At 73.3% G+C, this 16,602-nt stretch carries 17 protein-coding genes and 1 pseudogene; 7 read left to right on the forward strand and 11 right to left on the reverse strand.

Features of this window, described 5'->3' with window-relative positions; genetic code table 11:
• From ABT084_RS34400 to ABT084_RS34420, 5 genes and pseudogenes are all read right to left on the reverse strand, one after another.
• Positions 1–610 (reverse strand): annotated as a pseudogene (locus tag ABT084_RS34400) (hypothetical protein); the annotation flags it as partial.
• Positions 607–1,965: an O-antigen ligase family protein gene (locus ABT084_RS34405; RefSeq protein ID WP_351052687.1), complete on the reverse strand. Its 1,359-nt coding sequence runs from the start codon at positions 1,963–1,965 to the stop codon at positions 607–609. The gene ABT084_RS34405 and the pseudogene ABT084_RS34400, both read right to left, overlap by 4 nt.
• A 2-nt stretch (positions 1,966–1,967) precedes the next feature.
• Positions 1,968–3,476, reverse strand: coding sequence for an exopolysaccharide biosynthesis polyprenyl glycosylphosphotransferase (locus tag ABT084_RS34410; protein ID WP_502969265.1), 1,509 nt, complete (start codon positions 3,474–3,476; stop codon positions 1,968–1,970).
• A complete protein-coding gene (locus tag ABT084_RS34415) occupies positions 3,473–4,660 on the reverse strand; it encodes a glycosyltransferase family 4 protein (RefSeq protein WP_351052690.1) in 1,188 nt (395 codons plus the stop codon). The genes ABT084_RS34410 and ABT084_RS34415 overlap by 4 nt, the downstream gene beginning before the upstream one ends.
• Before the next feature lie 58 nt (positions 4,661–4,718).
• Positions 4,719–5,834: a DUF3344 domain-containing protein gene (locus tag ABT084_RS34420; protein ID WP_351052693.1), complete on the reverse strand. Its 1,116-nt coding sequence runs from the start codon at positions 5,832–5,834 to the stop codon at positions 4,719–4,721.
• Positions 5,835–6,010: 176 nt separating this feature from the next.
• Here ABT084_RS34420 and ABT084_RS34425 point away from each other — a divergent pair, with 176 nt between their 5' ends.
• From ABT084_RS34425 to ABT084_RS34445, 5 genes are all read left to right on the forward strand, one after another.
• Complete coding sequence (locus ABT084_RS34425) at positions 6,011–6,265, forward strand: chaplin (protein WP_351052694.1); 255 nt, start codon at positions 6,011–6,013, stop codon at positions 6,263–6,265.
• Positions 6,266–6,383: 118 nt separating this feature from the next.
• On the forward strand, positions 6,384–6,794 hold the full coding sequence (locus ABT084_RS34430) for a rodlin (RefSeq protein ID WP_351052697.1): 411 nt from the start codon (positions 6,384–6,386) through the stop codon (positions 6,792–6,794).
• A 239-nt stretch (positions 6,795–7,033) separates the two neighbouring features.
• Positions 7,034–7,267: a chaplin gene (locus ABT084_RS34435; protein ID WP_351052700.1), complete on the forward strand. Its 234-nt coding sequence runs from the start codon at positions 7,034–7,036 to the stop codon at positions 7,265–7,267.
• Positions 7,268–7,388: 121 nt separating this feature from the next.
• Entirely contained in the window at positions 7,389–8,642 is a 1,254-nt protein-coding gene (locus ABT084_RS34440; protein ID WP_351052702.1) for a chaplin, read from the forward strand.
• Between the two features lie 172 nt (positions 8,643–8,814).
• A complete protein-coding gene (locus tag ABT084_RS34445; protein WP_351052704.1) occupies positions 8,815–9,159 on the forward strand; it encodes a hypothetical protein in 345 nt (114 codons plus the stop codon).
• A 78-nt stretch (positions 9,160–9,237) separates the two neighbouring features.
• On the opposite strand, the gene ABT084_RS34450 is transcribed toward ABT084_RS34445, so the two are convergent.
• Positions 9,238–9,477: a chaplin gene (locus tag ABT084_RS34450; RefSeq protein WP_351052707.1), complete on the reverse strand. Its 240-nt coding sequence runs from the start codon at positions 9,475–9,477 to the stop codon at positions 9,238–9,240.
• Positions 9,478–9,623: 146 nt separating this feature from the next.
• Positions 9,624–10,082 (reverse strand): hypothetical protein, encoded by a 459-nt coding sequence (locus ABT084_RS34455; protein WP_351052710.1) that lies wholly within the window; start codon positions 10,080–10,082, stop codon positions 9,624–9,626.
• Between the two features lie 269 nt (positions 10,083–10,351).
• Between ABT084_RS34455 and ABT084_RS34460 the strand changes: the two genes are divergently transcribed.
• Positions 10,352–10,759: a rodlin gene (locus ABT084_RS34460; protein ID WP_502969266.1), complete on the forward strand. Its 408-nt coding sequence runs from the start codon at positions 10,352–10,354 to the stop codon at positions 10,757–10,759.
• Between the two features lie 113 nt (positions 10,760–10,872).
• Here ABT084_RS34460 and ABT084_RS34465 read toward each other — a convergent pair whose 3' ends face one another.
• On the reverse strand, positions 10,873–11,523 hold the full coding sequence (locus ABT084_RS34465; protein WP_351052715.1) for a vitamin K epoxide reductase family protein: 651 nt from the start codon (positions 11,521–11,523) through the stop codon (positions 10,873–10,875).
• A gap of 192 nt (positions 11,524–11,715) precedes the next feature.
• Between ABT084_RS34465 and ABT084_RS34470 the strand changes: the two genes are divergently transcribed.
• Entirely contained in the window at positions 11,716–12,483 is a 768-nt protein-coding gene (locus ABT084_RS34470; protein WP_351052718.1) for a DUF6227 family protein, read from the forward strand.
• A 41-nt stretch (positions 12,484–12,524) separates the two neighbouring features.
• On the opposite strand, the gene ABT084_RS34475 is transcribed toward ABT084_RS34470, so the two are convergent.
• Genes ABT084_RS34475 through ABT084_RS34485 form a run of 3 tightly spaced genes read right to left on the reverse strand, consistent with a single transcriptional unit; the run spans position 12,525 to position 16,500 of the window.
• Positions 12,525–14,780: a PTS fructose transporter subunit IIABC gene (locus ABT084_RS34475; protein ID WP_351052721.1), complete on the reverse strand. Its 2,256-nt coding sequence runs from the start codon at positions 14,778–14,780 to the stop codon at positions 12,525–12,527.
• Positions 14,777–15,742: a 1-phosphofructokinase gene (gene pfkB / locus ABT084_RS34480; RefSeq protein ID WP_351052724.1), complete on the reverse strand. Its 966-nt coding sequence runs from the start codon at positions 15,740–15,742 to the stop codon at positions 14,777–14,779. Before pfkB ends, ABT084_RS34475 begins: the two co-directional genes overlap by 4 nt.
• On the reverse strand, positions 15,739–16,500 hold the full coding sequence (locus tag ABT084_RS34485; RefSeq protein ID WP_351052727.1) for a DeoR/GlpR family DNA-binding transcription regulator: 762 nt from the start codon (positions 16,498–16,500) through the stop codon (positions 15,739–15,741). The genes pfkB and ABT084_RS34485 overlap by 4 nt, the downstream gene beginning before the upstream one ends.
• Positions 16,501–16,602 lie beyond the last annotated feature (102 nt).

The raw sequence follows: 16,602 nt of genomic DNA on the forward strand, positions 1-16,602 counted from the left end.
CCGCACGAGGACAACAGGATCCCGCGCACGACCGGGCCGGCGTCGACGCCCTGAGCGGCCTGCTGGAACGGCAGGCCTTGGCGATGACGAGACCGGCGGCCGGGGCCCCGGGGAGCTGCACGCCGGTGGCCCCGCCGCGCCGGATCCCGGCGCCGGCGGGACCGCCCGACGCCGCGCCGGGCTCGCCCCCGAAGGAGGGCAGCCGGGCGCCGACGACCGGTTCGCGGGCGGCCGGTTCGCGGACGGCCGGTACGCGTACGGGCCCGCCGAGCGCGGCGCCCCACGGGGCCGCCGCGGCGCCGCCGCCGGGACCGGGGTCGGGGGCCGGGCCCCCGGCCGCCATCGGGCGCAGGCCCGTGTTCGGGCCCGTGCCCAGGATGTGCCCGCGGTCCGGCGCCCGGCCCGGCGCGGGGCCGGGGTCCGGGGGGTGGGCCGGGGGCGCGGGCACCGGCCCGGCGGGCGGGCCCGGGAAGGCCGGATCGCTCCCCCGGGCCGCCACCGGCAGCTGCCCGGCGGGGAGGCCACCGGGCGGGACGTGGGCGGGGCCCGCCCCGGCCACAGGGGCGGGGGCGGGCCTCCGGGCGCCCGTCACGGGCGTCGTATCGGTCACGCGGCGGCCGCACGGGCCACGGCGCCGTCACCGGCCGGTGACGGGAGCGCCCACCAGGCGGCCAGGCCGATGATCACCCCGGTGAGGACGGTGGAGGGACCGCCGATGTCGGCGTACAGGAAGTCGGTCAGCTGCCAGACGAACAGCCCGGTCGCGACCAGCCCGCAGTCCCGGATCCGGCGAGCGGCCGGATCCGGGGCCAGCACCCGCCGTACCCCGGCGACCAGCAGCGCCGCCCAGCCGCCCGCGAGCGCGGTCAGCCCGATCAGCCCCTGCTCGCTGAGGACCAGCAGGTACATGTTGTGCGGGGAGAGCAGCGGCTGGCGGATGAAGGCCTGGCCCGCGCCCGCCGTGTCGCTCCCCGAGGACAGCCCGAGCGAGGAGTGGCTGTCGCGGTTGGCCGGGAAGCCCTTGAGACCGACCCCGGCGGCGGGCCGCTCGCGCCACATCGATTCGGCGGCGGCCCACATCGTGTAGCGGTCGGTCACCGACTGGTCGGGCGCGCTGGACACCTGTGTGATGGAGCTCAGCCGCTCGGTGATCATCTCGGAGCCGAAGCCGAGGCCGCCCACCAGCACCACCCCGGCCGCGCCGAGCGCGACGAGCACCTTCAGCGCCCGCCGCACCCCGGCCATCAGCATGACGGCGAGTCCGGCGCCGACGGTGGCGATCCAGGCGCCCCGGCTGAAGGACAGCCCGAGCGGTACGAGCAGCGCCACCGCCGAGAAGGTGGCCGCGCGCCGGACCCGCTGCGACAGCGTGGGGGTCAGGGCGGCGGCGGTGGCGATGATCAGCCCGTACGCCACCACGGTGGCCATGCCCATGACGTCGCCGGGGCCGAAGGTGCCCACCGCGCGGATGTCGGCTCCCTGGTACGAGGCTCCGGTGTGCGTGGCGAACTGGACGACGCCCACCGCCCCCTGGACCAGCGCCAGCGCCACGAAGCACGCCCCGGCGAGGCGGAACTCCCGCGCGTCGCGCAGCAGCAGCACCACCGCGGCCGGGACCAGCACGAACACCTGGAGGTAGCGCACGAAGCCGGGCAGGGCGGCGTACGGATCGGCGGCGGTGACGGTGGCGACGGCCAGCCCGGCCGCCGGCAGCCCGAGCAGGAACGCGCCCAGCGGGCTCAGCCTGCGCGTCTGCCCGCGCAGGGCCTGTACCCCGCAGCAGAACACCAGCAGCAGGGAGGCCGCGTCGGCCGGGGTGACCTTGCCGGAGGCGCTCGCGTCCCCCGCGGGCAGCGGAGCGCACAGCAGCAGGACGGTCGCGGCGAGCGGCAGCAGCGGCCAGTGGCGGCGCAGCGCGCCCGGAAGGTCGAACCGCGGCGTGGGTGTGGCGTGGGCGGTGCTCATGCTCAGCTGCCTCCCAGCCGGAAGCGGAAGAAGGAGGCCGCGGTGCGGGCCAGGATCCACAGGTCCTGCCAGAGCGACCAGGTGTCGATGTAGTGGTTGTCGAAGCGGGCCCGGTCCTCGATGGAGGTGTCGCCGCGCAGCCCGTTGATCTGGGCCAGGCCGGTGATGCCGACGGGCATCCGGTGGCGGGCCTCGTAGCCGGGGTGGACGCTGGCGAACTTCGCGACGAAGAAGGGGCGTTCGGGGCGCGGCCCGACCAGGCTCATGTCACCGCGCACGACGTTCCACAGCTGGGGCAGCTCGTCGAGCGAGGACTTGCGCAGGAAGGAGCCGACGGGCCCCATCCGGTTGTCGTTCGCGACGGTCCAGCGGGTGGCGGACTCGTGCTCGTCGGCCGGGCGCAGCGTGCGGAACTTGAGCAGGGTGAAGGGGCGCCCGTACAGGCCCACCCGCTCCTGACGGAAGATCACCCCGGGTCCGTCGCTGAGCCGTACGGCGAGCGCGCACGCGCCCATGACGGGCGCGGCGGCGCAGAGCGCGAGGGCGGCGAGGGCGGAGTCGATGATCCGCTTCCCGTAGCGCTCCAGCGCGCGGGCGGGCCGCGGCAGCATCGGCTGTACGGAGTACCCCCACAGGTGGTCGGCGGGCTGGGCCACCCGCATGCCGGTGACCTTGGCGGTCCCGGCCGGGTCGGCGAGCCAGAGCCGGCAGCCGTGGTCGTGGAAGAGCCGCACCAGCGAGGCGGTGCGCTCGTCGGCCTCCGGGGGGCGGGTGAAGACCGCGTGGCGCACGGAGTTCTGGATCACGGCCCGCCGGATGTCCTCGTGGGTGGCGAGGACGGGCAGGCCGGTCCCGGCGACGTCGTCGGCGCCGCCCGCGGTGTCGGCGAGCCCCACCGGGCGCAGCCCGTACTCGGGGCGCCCGTGCAGGGCGGCGGCCACCGCGCCCGCCCCGGCGCCGGGTCCGACGACCAGGGCGGAGCGGGGGGAGCGTACGGCGGTGCGCCTGCGGAGCTGGTTGACCAGCCCGCGCCCGGTGCAGGCCAGGAGGAACTGCAGGCCGACGCAGGTGAGCAGGACGCCCCAGCCGAGCGCCTGGCGCGGCGCGGCCGCGGCCACCACGGCGGCGACCCCGCACCACAGCACCGCCGCCCGGCCCGCCAGCGTGGGCAGTTCGAGCAGCGCGGAGGGTGCCAGGCGCGGCCGGTAGAGCCCGGCCTGGGCGTGCAGCGCGGCCGCGAGGAGGGCGATCGGGGCGGCGGCCTGCCCGGGCAGGTCCAGGCCGGGCAGGGCCGTCGTGGTGAGGACGGCGGCGAGTGCGTCGACGGTCAGCAGCGGGCCGATCCCGTCGCGGCGGCGGACCCGCTGCGGCCGCAGGACGGGCCGGGCCTGTTCGGCCTTGGGGCCGCGGGGCGGGTGGATGGCGGCCGCGGAGCGCCGGACCGCGGTGGTGCCCGCGGGCCCCGTACCGCTCTGCCCGGAGGGCCGGGCATGTGCGCTGTCCATCGTCATCGGCTGATGCGCTCCTGGTTCAAGGGCCGGGGCCGGCCCAGCAGTTCGTGGTACAGACCGGTGACCGCGTCCGTGGTACGCCGCACGTCGAGGTCCGTCCGCGCGTGCTGCAGCGCCCGCTCGCCCAGCTCGGCGAGCAACCGCGGTTCGGCCAGCAGTCGGCCGAGCGCCTTGGCCAGCGCCGTCGGGTCCTCCGGCGGCACCAGGCACAACGCGCCCTGGCCCGGTGGCAGGCCCTCCCGGGCGCCGCTCACGTCGGAGACCAGGACCGGGCGGCCACAGGCCATGGCTTCGAGCGGGGCGAGCGCCATCCCTTCCCACCGCGACGGAAGTACAACGAGATCGGCGGCCCGAAGCCACGGTCGGATGTCCGCGGCGGCTCCGGCGAAGTGCACGCCGGGCGGCGCGGTCCGGCGCAGCCGTTCGCTGTCGGGGCCGTCTCCGACCAGGACGAGGCGCGCCCCCGGGACCGTCCCGAGCAGCTCCGGCCAGGCGCGCAGCAGCACGTCCTGGCCCTTCTGCTGGCAGAGCCTGCCGACGCAGACGGCGAGCGGCGCGCCGTCCGCGAACCCGGCGGGCAGCGGCAGTTCCGCGCGGGCGAGCTTCTTGTCGCGGTCCTGTGAGGCCTGGTCGGCGCCGCCCCGGCCGCCAGGGCGGAAGTGAGCGAGGTCGACCCCGTTGCGGATCACGGACCAGCGGGCGGTGATGCCCGCCGACTCGCCCGCGCGCCGCTCGGCTTCGCTGACGCAGAGCACCCGGTCGGCCCAGCGGGCACCGAAGCGCTCCCAGCGCAGCGCGAGCGCGCCGGTGGCTCCGCCGGCCGCGTCGAAGGACCAGGCGTGCGGCTGGAAGACGGTGGGCAGCGTGCCGCGCACGGCGAGCCGTCCGGCGAGGCCCGCCTTGGCGCTGTGCGCGTGCAGCAGGTCGGGCCGGACGCGGCGGACCAGCCGGACCGCGCCGCTGACCTCGGCGGCGAGCCCGGGCCCGGGGGCCCGGCCGGCCCGCCAGGTGAACACCTGGGCCCCGGCGTCCCGGGCGCCGTCGGCGAGCTGCCCGCCGCGCGGGCAGCCGACGACGACGCGCAGCCCCGCGGCGGCCTGGGCGCGTACGAGGTCGATGACGACCCGGGCGACGCCGCCCTCCACGGGCTGGACGAGATGGAAGACGGTCACTTGGTCCGGCACGCGCTGGGGCACATGTTGCGGCACTTGTTCTGACGGCACGTGGAGCGGTCTCCTGCGATCAGCGGCGCGCGTCTGTCTGAACGAAGAGCACACCGAGGAAATGACCCTGGTTTTCGCCCGTGAACCTGAAGGTCAGGTTGCGGGCACCACCGGACAGGGCGGGACTCAGGTCGAACACGTCCGCGTCATATCCGAGATTATTCATATTTTCAGGCTGTCGTACGGAAGCGGAATGCCCGAAATCAGTGATGGTCGAATTCATCACGTCATTGAACGGGTTTTCGCCGTCGCTCAGATTCAACCGCCGACCACTGTCCGCGGTTACCGTCAGCGAGTCCCCGAGGACCCCGCGGTCGCCGTCGTAGCCGACCACCCCGACCCGTCCGGTCGCCCCGGCGGGCGCGTCCAGGCCGGACACCTCCACCGTTTCGGCGGACGCCGGGCCGGCCCCGGCGCGCAGCTCCTCGAAGCCGTCCCACACCGAGACCCGGCGCGCCGGCTCCGTCGGCTGCTCGTAGGCCGCGACCAGCGTCCAGCCGCCCCACGCGCCCACCGGCGAATTGCCCATGGCGATGTTGAGCTGGGCCACCGTCCACATCCCGGTGCCCCCCTTGCGGACCATCGGGGTGACGTCGGCGGACGCCTGGTAGGCGTCGCTCCCGGCGTCGGAGCGGTGCCCGATCACGGTGTCCGCCAGCACTTCCTTGTACGCGCCGCCCGGCTCGGCGACGAGCACCCGGCCGCTGTCCTCGGGCGGCTTCTGCTCCCCGACGCGCAGGTTCCCGCCCCAGTACAGGCGGGCGTACGCGACCTTCGCGCCCTTGGGGATCTTCAGCTCGGCGCGGGTGGAGTTGTAGGTGTCGGGGTCCTTGTCGACCTCGCTGTAGAACATCTCGAAGTCGCTGTTCACCCCGGCCGCGCCGCGCTTGACCTCCTCGCACGGCTCGGCCTGGGGGGACTCCTCCTTGCGGCAGCTGATCCCGGCGTTGGAGGCCCGTACGAGCCCGCCGTGCAGCTCGGCCTGGTAACGCTGGGTGAAGGGGATGCGGGCCATTTCCCGGCCGGCCGGAGCCTTCGGGGGCGGCCCCGCGGCGTCCGCCGCAGAAACGTTCACCGAAAGTGCGAGGCAGGACAGCAGGGCGAGTGAACCGAGGATTCTGCGGGAGGAACCCATGACCCTGTCTCCATTTTCGATCAAGGGGACAAAACAGGAGTGAACTTTGTCAGAACTCAAGCGGGAAATCACGCCGGACTCGCACGTACGGCCTTTTGGGCGATACCACGCACCCTTGCGGATGGCAGGTCGTTATGGGGGGTGCACCATTGTTCGAACCGAAAGGGATAACGGAGATGAAGAAGAGGCTGATGCGCGGCACCACGCTGGCCGTCGCGAGCGCCGCGGTGCTGATGGGCGGCGCGGGCCTCGCCTCCGCGCACGGTGGCGACGGCGCCTCCGCCCAGGGTGTGGCCAAGGACTCCCCCGGCGTGCTGAGCGGCAATCTGCTCCAGGTCCCGGTCGACGTCCCGGTGAACGTGTGTGGCAACACCGTCAACGTGATCGCCCTGCTGAACCCCGCGTTCGGCAGCACCTGTGTGAACGCCTGACCGTCAACCGTGCCGCCCGAAACGTCGGCATCCGGGTGAAGCCACGCAACCCATCACGGGGCGGGGCCGTTGTTCCGGGTGCTCCTGTACCGGGCAATCCTGCAGAAAAGGGACGATTGTGATCAAGAAGATGATGGCCACCGCGGCTGTTGCCGCCTCCGTCGTGGGCATGGGTGCGGCCATGGCCCCGCAGGCGATGGCTATCGGGAACGACAACGGCGTCAACACCACCAACGGCAACGGCTCCGCGCAGATCTACGGCAACCAGGCCACCTACGGGAACATGAGCCCGCAGATGGCGCTGGTCCAGGGCTCCCTGAACAAGCCCTGCATCGCCCTGCCGGCCAAGGCCAACGTGCAGTCGGTGCTGGCCCTGGTGAACGTCGGCGTCCAGGACATCCCGGTCCTGTCCAACCCGATGAACCAGCAGTGCACCGAGAACTCCACCCAGGCCAAGGGCGACGAGCCGCTGTCGCACATCCTGGACAACATCCCGGTCCTCTCGGGCAACGTCTCCAGCGGCAGCTGATCGCGGAACACACGGTCGGGGCCGCCGCACCTTCGGGTCGCGGCGGCCCCGCCTTGCGTCCGCCGCCCGTGTGCGAGAAATGCCCGGGTATATCCCGTGCATTTCTGCCGGGGTGGGCATCGGGGTGAATCCGGCCCGAGCGGCGCGAGATACGCGGATTCCTGCGGTTTCTTTTCCCCGCACGGCTCGTTGTTATTCATGCAGTGGATACGCCTCTGCGGGAAAGGATCGAAATTCTCATGACGTACAAGAAGGCAGTTGTACTGGCAGCCGGCATTCTGATGGCCGTCGGTGCCGCCGCCCCCGCCATGGCTGACGCGAACGCCGACGGTGCGGCCATCGGCTCCCCCGGTGTGCTGTCGGGCAACCTCCTCCAGGTGCCGGTGCACGTCCCGATCAACGTCTGCGGCAACACGGTCAACGTGATCGCGCTGCTCAACCCGGCGTTCGGCACCACCTGCGTCAACGCCTGACGGAACGCTTGAGCCCGCAAGGGCAGACCTCCTCGGGGTGGCCTCGGAGTGCACGGCGGTGCACTCCGAGGCCACCTTCGATCAAGCACCGGCAGCCTCGCCGGTAGACAGGGAAGGACCCATGCGACAGGTACTGAGCCGAAAAGTACTTGGCAAGGGAGTGCTCACGGCCGCGGCCGCGTCGAGCCTGCTGTCGATCGCTACCGGCGCGGCGTACGCCCACACCGGAGCGACGGCCGAGGCCGCGCACTCGCCGGGTGTGCTGGCGGGCAACAGCGTCTCGGTACCGATCACGTTCTCGCCGAACGTCTGCGGCAACAGCGTGGACGGCGCCGCCGGACTGAACCCGGCCATGGGCGGCACCTGCGTGACCGCCGACGGGGGCGGCCACGCCGGCCACGCCGATTACGAGCGCTACCTGAGCCCGCAGAACGCCGAGGCGCTGGAGCGCTACCTCGACGAGCGCGAGCGGCGCGGCGACCACGAGCGCCGCGAGGAGAGCCCGCGCCACGACGAGCAGCCCGGCAGCGGCAGACACCGCATGCCGGAACAGCGCATGCCGGAGCACCGGATGCCGGAGCAGCGCGGACCGGAGCACGGGCAGGGGCACCACGAAGGCGCCCCCCAGGGCACCCACCAGGCCGCTCACCAGGGCGGCCACGACGGCGGATCCGACGAGGACTGCGACGAGCACCCGCGGGCCACCCCGCCCCCGGCGGCCCACCACGCGCCCCCCGCGCCGCGGCCCGCGCACGCCAAGCCGAAGCCCGCGCCCGCGCACCACGCGGCGCCCCCGGCACCGGCGCACGCCCAGCCGAAGCCCGCTCCGGTCCACCACGTGGCGCCGGCGCCCAGGCCCGCCCCGCGGCCCGCGCCGGTCGTGCCCGACGAGGCTCCCGAGCCCCGGCCGCAGCACCACGGCAGCCAGGTCGTGGAGCACCCGGCGGCCCCGGCTCCTGCTCCTGCTCCGCAGGCCCCGGCTCCCGCCCCCGCTCCGCAGGCCGCTCCCGCCCCGGTGCCCGTGACCGCGCCCGCCCCGGCCCCCGCCGCGGCGCCGGTCCCCGCGCCCGCGCCCGTGCCCGTACCCGAGGCCGTACGTCCGGCGGCGCCCGCGGTGGACCAGCCCCCGGCCGCTCCGGCCGGCGACGCCCCGATCCACCTGCCCCCGGCGCCCGCACCGGCCCCCGTGCCGGCCGTCGAGGCTCCCCCGGTCACCCTCCCGGCACCCCTGCCGCAGGCCCCGGCCCGCGCCCCGATGGCCGCACCCATGCTGGCCGAGACGGGAGCCGGGGGTCAGCCCGCTGCCGCGGCTGCCCTGGCGGCGGCCCTGCTGCTCGGCGGCTCGATCCTGTACCGGAGGTCGCGCCTTTCCTGACCGGATCCGACCGGTCCGACAATCGGGCGGTCATTCGGAAATCACAGCGGCCGGAGAATCCATGTCGGATTCTCCGGCCGTTTCCGCGTCCGACAGAGTTTCCGTAACCGGGGGCAATCGTTACCCAGGGCGAAAGTGACGCGACGGTCGTCACTGGAAAAGGGTTTCGATAATGAAGTACACGAAGATCGCCGCTGTCCTCGCCGGCTCCGTCGCCGCCCTCGGCGCCGCGACCCCCGCCTTCGCGGCCGAGCCGGGAGCGATGCCCCCCATGAGCCTCACGGGCGGCGTGACCGAGGTGATCAACGCGACCGCGCCCGTCTCCGCGTCGCTGCCCCAGACGGTGGGCAACGGGCTGGCCGAGCAAGGCGACACCGTCGGCAAGGTCGTGGGTACCGCGCAGAAGGTGAACCAGCTGCGCAACGCTGGGCCGACCGAGGTACTGGGCGCCGCCAACCAGGCCACCAAGCTGACGCCGATGCTGGGCGGCGTGAAGCTCAACAACGGCAAGAACTGACCCTCCCGCACCCCGCACCAACGACTGTGGGCGCCACCGGCGATGCCGGTGGCGCCCACAGTCACACGCGGTACGACGTCAGTCGTTGACGCAGACCGAACCGAACGCCGGGTTCAGCAGACCGATGACGTTCACGGAGTTACCGCAGACGTTGACCGGGACGTGGACCGGGACCTGGGCGAGGTTGCCCGACAGGACACCCGGGGAACCCACGGCCGCGCCCTCGGCCGAGGCGTCGGCAGCAGCGGAACCGGCGGCACCGGCCGCGGCGAGACCAGCGGCGGCCATGACCAGGGCGGCCTTCTTGGCAGAGTTCATGGGAGTTGCACCTTCTGTTCGATGTCCTGCCCCGAACCGGGGCTCACACCGAGCGAAACGGTTCAACTCCCGAGACGACACGGCCTGGCACGGAATCCGACCTGTTCAGAGCAATAGTCGTAACCGCGACAGGACCGTCGGCGCGGCTAACGGACGGGGATGTCGGGGATGTCGGGAATCTCCGGCACCAGCGTGTCCGCCGGCGGCACCGCCGGGTTCAGCGGAGTGATCGCCGGGATCGCGGGGATCGCCGGGATGGCCGGGATCTTGGGGAGCGTGGGCAGCTTGACGTCCGGGACCTTGATGTCCGGGAGCTTGACCCCCGGAATCTCCGGCAGCTTGATCTCGGGGAGCTTGATCAGGCCCTGCAGGGAAGCCAGCAGGTCCGTGAGGGTCTTGGTGAGGCCCGCGAGCAGGTCGTCGATGGGACCGGCCGCCGCCACGCGCTCGTCGATCTGCTGCTGGGCCGCGGCCACCCGCTCCGTGAGCGCGGCGCTCTTCTCACCGTCGAGGGCGCTCGCCGGGCCCGAGGCGCCGAACAGTATGGCCGCGGTGAGGACGGCCGGAACGAGGACGCGGACACGGGACGCCTTGGTGAGGTGCATGGCGGTTCCTTCGGATGGTCAGGCAGAGCGGACCACGGCAGTCCGCTTGTCTCACCCACCGTGCTTATAGGTTCTACGGACCGCAACCGGAGCCGGAGGGCTCCGGGCTGCGTACGGGCTTCGCGCAGGCGTCCGGAGCGCGCTCACCCGGGGTGGGGAAAACCCGGCCCGGAGCGGGCCGTTTGAGTGAAGCAGCGGAACCAACCCCGTGACCGGGCAGTTGATCAGGGCGCTCCAGTAGCGGGCACTCGTGCGACTAAAGGAACATGATGAACAAGCTCGTCCAGGCCACCCTGATCGGCGCCTCCGTGCTCACCGCCGGTGTCGCCACGGCCGCCCCGGCCCTGGCCATCGGCAACGACAACGGCGTCAACACCGTCAATGGCAACGGCGCCTCCCAGGTGTACGGTAACCAGAAGACCACGGGTGACATGAGCCCGCAGCTCAGCCTGGTCCAGGGCTCCGCCAACAAGCCCTGCATCGGCCTGCCCGCCAAGGTCAACGCCCAGTCGCTGGTGGCCCTGCTCAACATCGGCGTCCAGGACATCAACGTCCTGTCCAACCCGATGAACCAGCAGTGCACCGAGAACTCCACCCAGGCCAAGGGCGACGAGTCCCTGTCGCACATCCTGGACAACATCCCGGTCCTCTCGGGCAACCTCTCCGCGGGCAGCTGATCACCGCTTCCCCTTCCGGTCCGGGCCCCCGCGCCCGTGGAGCGAAGTGACAGGGCCCCGGCAGCGTCCAGCTGCCGGGGCCCTCGCCGTCGGTCCGGTCCGCGCGCGCCCGCTCAGCCGGTCCAGAAATCCCACCAGCGGGTGAGGATCAGCATCCCGATCACGCCGATGTGCAGCGCGGGCGGGGCCCAGCCGAATTCGGCGAAGAAGGTCCTGACCGGGCCCGGAGCGGGCAGTACGCCGGTACGGACGTTGTGCGCGGTGACGGCCCAGAACATCAGCAGCGTCGCCACCCAGGCCAGGCAGCACCACAGGCACAGTGCGTTGATCTCGTACAGCGACTGCACCATCAGCCAGGTGCAGAAGCCGACACCGAAGAGCGTGCCCGCGTTCAGTCCCAGCCAGAACCAGCCACGATGCCGGGCGCCCGCCGGCACCGCCGCGCCGACGCACACCACGACGGCGTAACAGACCAGACCCAGCATCGGGTTGGGGAAGCCGAAGGCCGCCGCCTGGTCGCTCTGCATGACGCTGCCGCAGGAGACCACCGGGTTGAGGCTGCACGCGGGCTTGAAGTCCGGGTCCTCCAGCAGGAGGAACTTGTCGAGGGTGATCACCCACGAGGCGAGCAGCCCGGCCGCCCCCGTGAGAACCAGCAGCCAGGCGAGTGCGCGAGGAGTCGCGACCGGTTCGTCCGGTCCGCCGTCGTGTCGACCGCGGGTCTGCCCCTGTCGGCGGGGGACGCCCACTGTATTCGTTGCCATACGGCCCATAGTCCCGCACTTCGGCACGGATCATGGTGAACCGGGGCTGTTCGTACGCAAGTTGACCGGATGGAGTGCCGGGAACCCCTGGCACTTCCCGGACGTTTTACCGAACCCCGGACGTGATGTCAGAGCCAGGGGCTACGTTGAGCTTCCGTGACGTGACAAGCTGCGACGGCCTGGAGACCCACCTTGAGCGATCCGTACGAGACAACCGAGGCGCACCTCGAGCGACTCCTGGGCCGCGCCCTCAACTCCTTCGACCTGCCGGACCGGTTGGTCGAGCGCCTCGGCACGGCGCTCGCCCACAGCTCCTCGCTCCACAGCACGCAGCACGGCCCGACCGCCGGCCGCTGGCGGGAGACCCACCGGCACACCTACCTGCTCACCGACGGCGGCTCCGCCACGCTGTGGGAGCTGGCGTACCGGCTGGAGCACGACCGGACGACCCGGCACGAGATCTTCGTCAGCAAGGCCGAGGCGGCGCTGGCCGTGGTCCGGCTGTTCGGTGAGGACCCCGCCGCGGTCCGGGACTTCACGCTGATGGAGGAAGCCGAGGGCGGCCTCGGCGACCACGACCTGCTCAGCGCCCTGTCAGCGGCGTCCGCGCCGGTCCAGCGGCACCGGGAGTACGCGGTGGAGCAGTCCGCCGACCACGCCCGCCGGGTGCTGCGCCGCGCGGAGAACACCGACCGGCCGGGCGAGGCGGTGGCGCGGCTGCTGACCTCGGCGTACGCGCACCGGATCACCCAGGCGTTCGGCACCCGGCAGTGCCTCGCGGACGGCCGGGGCGCCGGTTTCAGCCTGTACGAACACGCCTTCGTCCTGCTGGACGGGAGCGAGCTGAGCCTGTGGGAGGTCGAGCACACGGCCACCCCGGACGGGCGGCACATGTGCGAGGTCTATGAGAGCGAGACGGCCGCGCGCGGAGCCATGGAGCTCCGCGCGCGGGTGAGGTGAGAGGTGGGGCGGGGTGAGGTGACGGGGCCCGGGAGCGGCGGTCAGGCGGCGACCGGCGCGGGCGTCCCGGCGTCGGCCTCGGCGGCCTCGGCGGCCTCCTTCGCGGTGGCCGGGGCCGGGCGGCGGATCCCCTTGAGGAGGATGACCAGGCCCGCGGTGACGACCGTACCGGCGGCGATCGCGATCAGGTAGAGCAGCGGGTTGCCGATCAGCGGGATGACGAAGATGCCGCCGTGCGGGGCGCGCAGGGTGCACTCGAAGGCCATCGAGAGGGCGCCGGTGACGGCGCCGCCCGCCATGGAGGCCGGGATCACCCGGAGCGGGTCGGCCGCGGCGAAGGGGATGGCCCCCTCGCTGATGAACGAGGCGCCCAGGAACCAGGCGGCCTTGCCGTTCTCGCGTTCCGTCGTGGAGAAGAGCCTGCCGCGGACGGTGGTGGCCAGGGCCATGGCGAGCGGCGGCACCATGCCGGCGGCCATCACGGCGGCCATGACCTTGAGGCTGCCCTCGTTGGGGGTGGCGAGGCCGCCGATGGCGAAGGCGTAGGCGACCTTGTTGAGCGGGCCTCCGAGGTCGAAGCACATCATCATGCCGAGGACGACTCCGAGGATGACCGCGTTGGCGCCGGAGAGGCCGGACAGCCAGTCGGTCAGGGCCTGCTGGAGCGAGGCGACCGGCTTGCCGATGACGAGGAACATCAGGAAGGCCGTCACGGCCGAGCCGATGAGCGGCAACACGACCACCGGCATGATCCCGCGCATCGCGGCCGGGACCCTGACCCGCTGGACGGCGAGGACCGTGCCGCCGGCTATCAGACCGGCGATCAGGCCGCCGAGAAAACCGGCGTTGATGGTGAGCGCGACGGCGCCGCCGACGAAGCCCGGGACCAGGCCGGGGCGGTCGGCCATGCCGTAGGCGATGTAACCGGCGAGCACCGGGACGAGGAAGCCGAAGGCGAGACCGCCGGTCTGGAAGAGGAGCGCCGCCCAGCTGGCGGACTCGGTCCAGACGAAGTGCTCGGCGACGGAGGGGGCTTCGTTGATGCCGTAGCCGCCGATGGCGAAGGCGAGGGCGATGAGGAGGCCGCCGGCGGCGACGAAGGGGACCATGTAGCTGACGCCGGACATGAGCCAGGTGCGGAGCCGGGAGCCGTAGCCCTCGCCCTGTTCGCCCGCCTTCTCGACGGGAGTCCGCGGGGTCTCGGCCCCGGCCGACGTCTCGCCCCGGGCGGCCTTGTCGCGGGCCTCCGCGAGGAGTTCGGCGGGGCGGTTGATTCCGGCCTTCACCCCGACGTCGACGGTCGGCTTCCCCGCGAAGCGGGCACGGTCGCGGACGGGGACGTCGTGGGCGAAGACGACCGCGTCGGCGGCGGCGATGTCGGCGGGGTCCAGCTTGACGAATCCGGCGGATCCCTGGGTCTCGACGACGAGCTCGATCCCTTCGGCGGCTGCGGCGCGCTGCAGGGATTCGGCGGCCATGTACGTATGCGCGATCCCGGTGGGACACGAGGTGACGGCCACCACCCTGAAGGCAGCCGACCCCCCGCCACCCTCGCGCGGCCGGTGCACCGCCGAGCCCAAGACGTCCGGCTCAAGCACCGCCGTGGCTCCGGTCGCCTCCGGCGGGCCCTCAAACGCCGGGCGGGCTGACGTTGCCGGGCTGGCTGACGTTGGCTCCGCCAACTCAGCGGCGGCGGGGGCATTTACCGCCTCGCCGGCGTGTGAGGCGCGGGTCCGGGCGGAGCCCGGCGGTGGTGCTGCGGCCGACCCGCCGACGGGGGCAACCCCAGCCTCGCCGGCGTGTGAGGCGGGGGTCGGGGCGGAGCCCGGGGGTGTTGCCGAGGCGGGGGGCGGGGGCGCCAGCAGGGTTGCGGCTTCGGACGGGGTCGGGGCCGCGCGCAGGGCGGCGACGAACTCGGGCCGCATCAGGCGGCGGGCCAGCGAGGACAGGATCGTCAGGTGGGCGTCATCGGCCCCGGCAGGCGCCGCGATCAGGAAGATCAGGTCCGCGGGCCCGTCCGCCGCACCGAAGTCGACCCCGGAAACCGCCCGCCCGAACGCAAGGGTCGGCACGGCCACATGCGCACTGCGACAGTGCGGAATACCGATCCCGCCCTCCAGCCCCGTCGGCATCTGCGCCTCCCGCGCCGCGACATCCGCGAGGAACCCCTCCAGGTCCGTGACCCGCCCCAGCCCCAGCATCCGCAGGGCCAGCGACCGGACCGCCGCCTCCCTGGAGTCGGCGGCGAGGTCGAGGTCGACCAGCTCCGCAGTGATCATCGTGGTCGTCGCACTCATCGCTCGTCACTCCGTTCGGAGGGGGAAAGGCCCAGGACGAGGTCCAGGGGGACCTCCCCGGTGACGCGGACCGCGTCGGGCCGCAGGTCCGCGGGGGTCGGCATCGCACTGCCCGGCAGCTGGACCGCGGCCGCGCCGTGCGCCAGGGCCGAGGCGAGGGCATCGGGCCCCGCGCCGCCCGCGATCAGGAAACCGGCCAGGGAGGCATCACCGGCGCCCACGTTGCTCCGTACCGCGTCCACGCCCGCCGTGCCGTAGTACGTACCCTCGGCGCCGACCAGGAGCTGGCCGTCCGCGCCGAGAGAGGCCAGGACCGCCCCGGCCCCCAGCGCGCGCAGCTCCTCGGCGGCCTTGACCACGTCGCCCAGAGTGGGCAGCGGCCGGCCGACAGCCGCCGCGAGCTCCTCGGCGTTGGGCTTGATGACGTCCGGGCGAGCCGCCAGCGCGGCCGTCAGGGCGGGACCGGAGGTGTCGAGGGCGATCCGCGCCCCCGCCTCGTGGGCCCGTACCACCAGGTCGGCGTACCACTCCGGGGCCAGGCCCCGCGGCAGGCTGCCGCAGCAGGCGATCCAGTCGGCGCCGCCGGAGCAGGTGCGGACGGTGTCGAGGAGCAGGCCGGATTCGGCCGCGCTGAGTTCGGGACCGGCCGCGTTGATCTTCGTCAGGGTGCCGTCGGGTTCGGCGACCGAGATGTTGGAGCGGGTCTGACCGGCGATCGTGACGGCGGTGACGTCCACGCCCTGGGCGCCGAGGAGTTCGGCGATCAGCGCGCCGGGAGCGCCGCCCAGCGGGAGGACCGCCGTCGTGCGGACGCCCGCGGCCGCGACCGCGCGCGAGACGTTGACGCCCTTGCCCCCGGGGTCGACCCGCTCGGCGGTGGCGCGGAGCACTTCGCCCCGGTCGAGCGCGGGGACCTCGTACGTCCGGTCCAGGGAGGGGTTGGGGGTGACGGTGAGGATCATACGAGCACGACTTCCGTACCGGCGGCCTCGATCGCCGCCTTGTCTTCGAGGGCCAGGCCCCGGTCCGTGATGAGGAGGTCCACGTCGGCGAAGGAGCCGAAGCGCGCGAACTGCTCCTGCCCGGACTTCGAGGAGTCGGCCAGGACGACGACGCGGCGGGCGGCCGCGATCGTGGCGCGTTTGACGGCGGCCTCGGCCAGGTCGGGGGTGGTGAGCCCGCCCTGCGCGCTGAAGCCGTTCGTCGCGAGGAAGAGGACGTCGGCGCGGATCTCGGCGTACGCGCGCAGCGCCCAGGCGTCGACGGCGGCGCGCGTGCGGTGGCGCACCCGGCCGCCGACGAGGTGCAGGTCGATGCCGGTGTGATCGGCGAGCCGGGCGGCGACGGGCAGCGCGTGGGTGACCACGGTCAGCGCCGTGTCGACGGGGATCGAGGCCGCCAGGCGGGCGATCGTGCTGCCCGCGTCGAGGATCACGCTGCCGCCGTCGGGGAGCTCGGCGAGCGCGGCGGCCGCGATGCGGTCCTTCTCGTCGGCCGCGGTGGACTCGCGCTCGGTGAGGTCGGGCTCGAAGTCGAGGCGCCCGGCCGGGATGGCCCCGCCGTGGACGCGGCGCAGCATCCCGGCCCGGTCCAGGGCGGTGAGGTCACGGCGTACGGTCTCGGCGGTGACCTGGAACTGCTCGGCGAGGGAGAGTACGTCGACCCGCCCGGCCTCGCGGGCGAGGCGGAGGATCTCCTGCTGGCGCTCCGGTGCGTACATGTGGGTTTACGTCCGTTCGATGCCCGACTCGGTGGGTTCCCCCTCACCGTACGCCCGCTTCGCAGCCGAAACAAATAAAAACGGACATGCCCGCCAACAAAG

Source organism: Streptomyces sp. NPDC002138 (genome assembly GCF_040296485.1).
Taxonomy (GTDB): domain Bacteria; phylum Actinomycetota; class Actinomycetes; order Streptomycetales; family Streptomycetaceae; genus Streptomyces.

Bases quoted from the DNA above. Each gene is read 5' to 3' on its own strand.
- ABT084_RS34405 (WP_351052687.1), bottom strand. From the start codon at position 1,965: ATGAGCACCGCCCACGCCACACCCACGCCGCGGTTCGACCTTCCGGGC.
- ABT084_RS34410 (WP_502969265.1), bottom strand. From the start codon at position 3,476: ATGACGATGGACAGCGCACATGCCCGGCCCTCCGGGCAGAGCGGTACG.
- ABT084_RS34420 (WP_351052693.1), bottom strand. From the start codon at position 5,834: ATGGGTTCCTCCCGCAGAATCCTCGGTTCACTCGCCCTGCTGTCCTGC.
- ABT084_RS34425 (WP_351052694.1), top strand. From the start codon at position 6,011: ATGAAGAAGAGGCTGATGCGCGGCACCACGCTGGCCGTCGCGAGCGCC.
- ABT084_RS34435 (WP_351052700.1), top strand. From the start codon at position 7,034: ATGACGTACAAGAAGGCAGTTGTACTGGCAGCCGGCATTCTGATGGCC.
- ABT084_RS34440 (WP_351052702.1), top strand. From the start codon at position 7,389: ATGCGACAGGTACTGAGCCGAAAAGTACTTGGCAAGGGAGTGCTCACG.
- ABT084_RS34445 (WP_351052704.1), top strand. From the start codon at position 8,815: ATGAAGTACACGAAGATCGCCGCTGTCCTCGCCGGCTCCGTCGCCGCC.
- ABT084_RS34450 (WP_351052707.1), bottom strand. From the start codon at position 9,477: ATGAACTCTGCCAAGAAGGCCGCCCTGGTCATGGCCGCCGCTGGTCTC.
- ABT084_RS34455 (WP_351052710.1), bottom strand. From the start codon at position 10,082: ATGCACCTCACCAAGGCGTCCCGTGTCCGCGTCCTCGTTCCGGCCGTC.
- ABT084_RS34460 (WP_502969266.1), top strand. From the start codon at position 10,352: ATGAACAAGCTCGTCCAGGCCACCCTGATCGGCGCCTCCGTGCTCACC.
- ABT084_RS34465 (WP_351052715.1), bottom strand. From the start codon at position 11,523: ATGGCAACGAATACAGTGGGCGTCCCCCGCCGACAGGGGCAGACCCGC.
- ABT084_RS34475 (WP_351052721.1), bottom strand. From the start codon at position 14,780: ATGAGTGCGACGACCACGATGATCACTGCGGAGCTGGTCGACCTCGAC.
- pfkB (WP_351052724.1), bottom strand. From the start codon at position 15,742: ATGATCCTCACCGTCACCCCCAACCCCTCCCTGGACCGGACGTACGAG.
- ABT084_RS34485 (WP_351052727.1), bottom strand. From the start codon at position 16,500: ATGTACGCACCGGAGCGCCAGCAGGAGATCCTCCGCCTCGCCCGCGAG.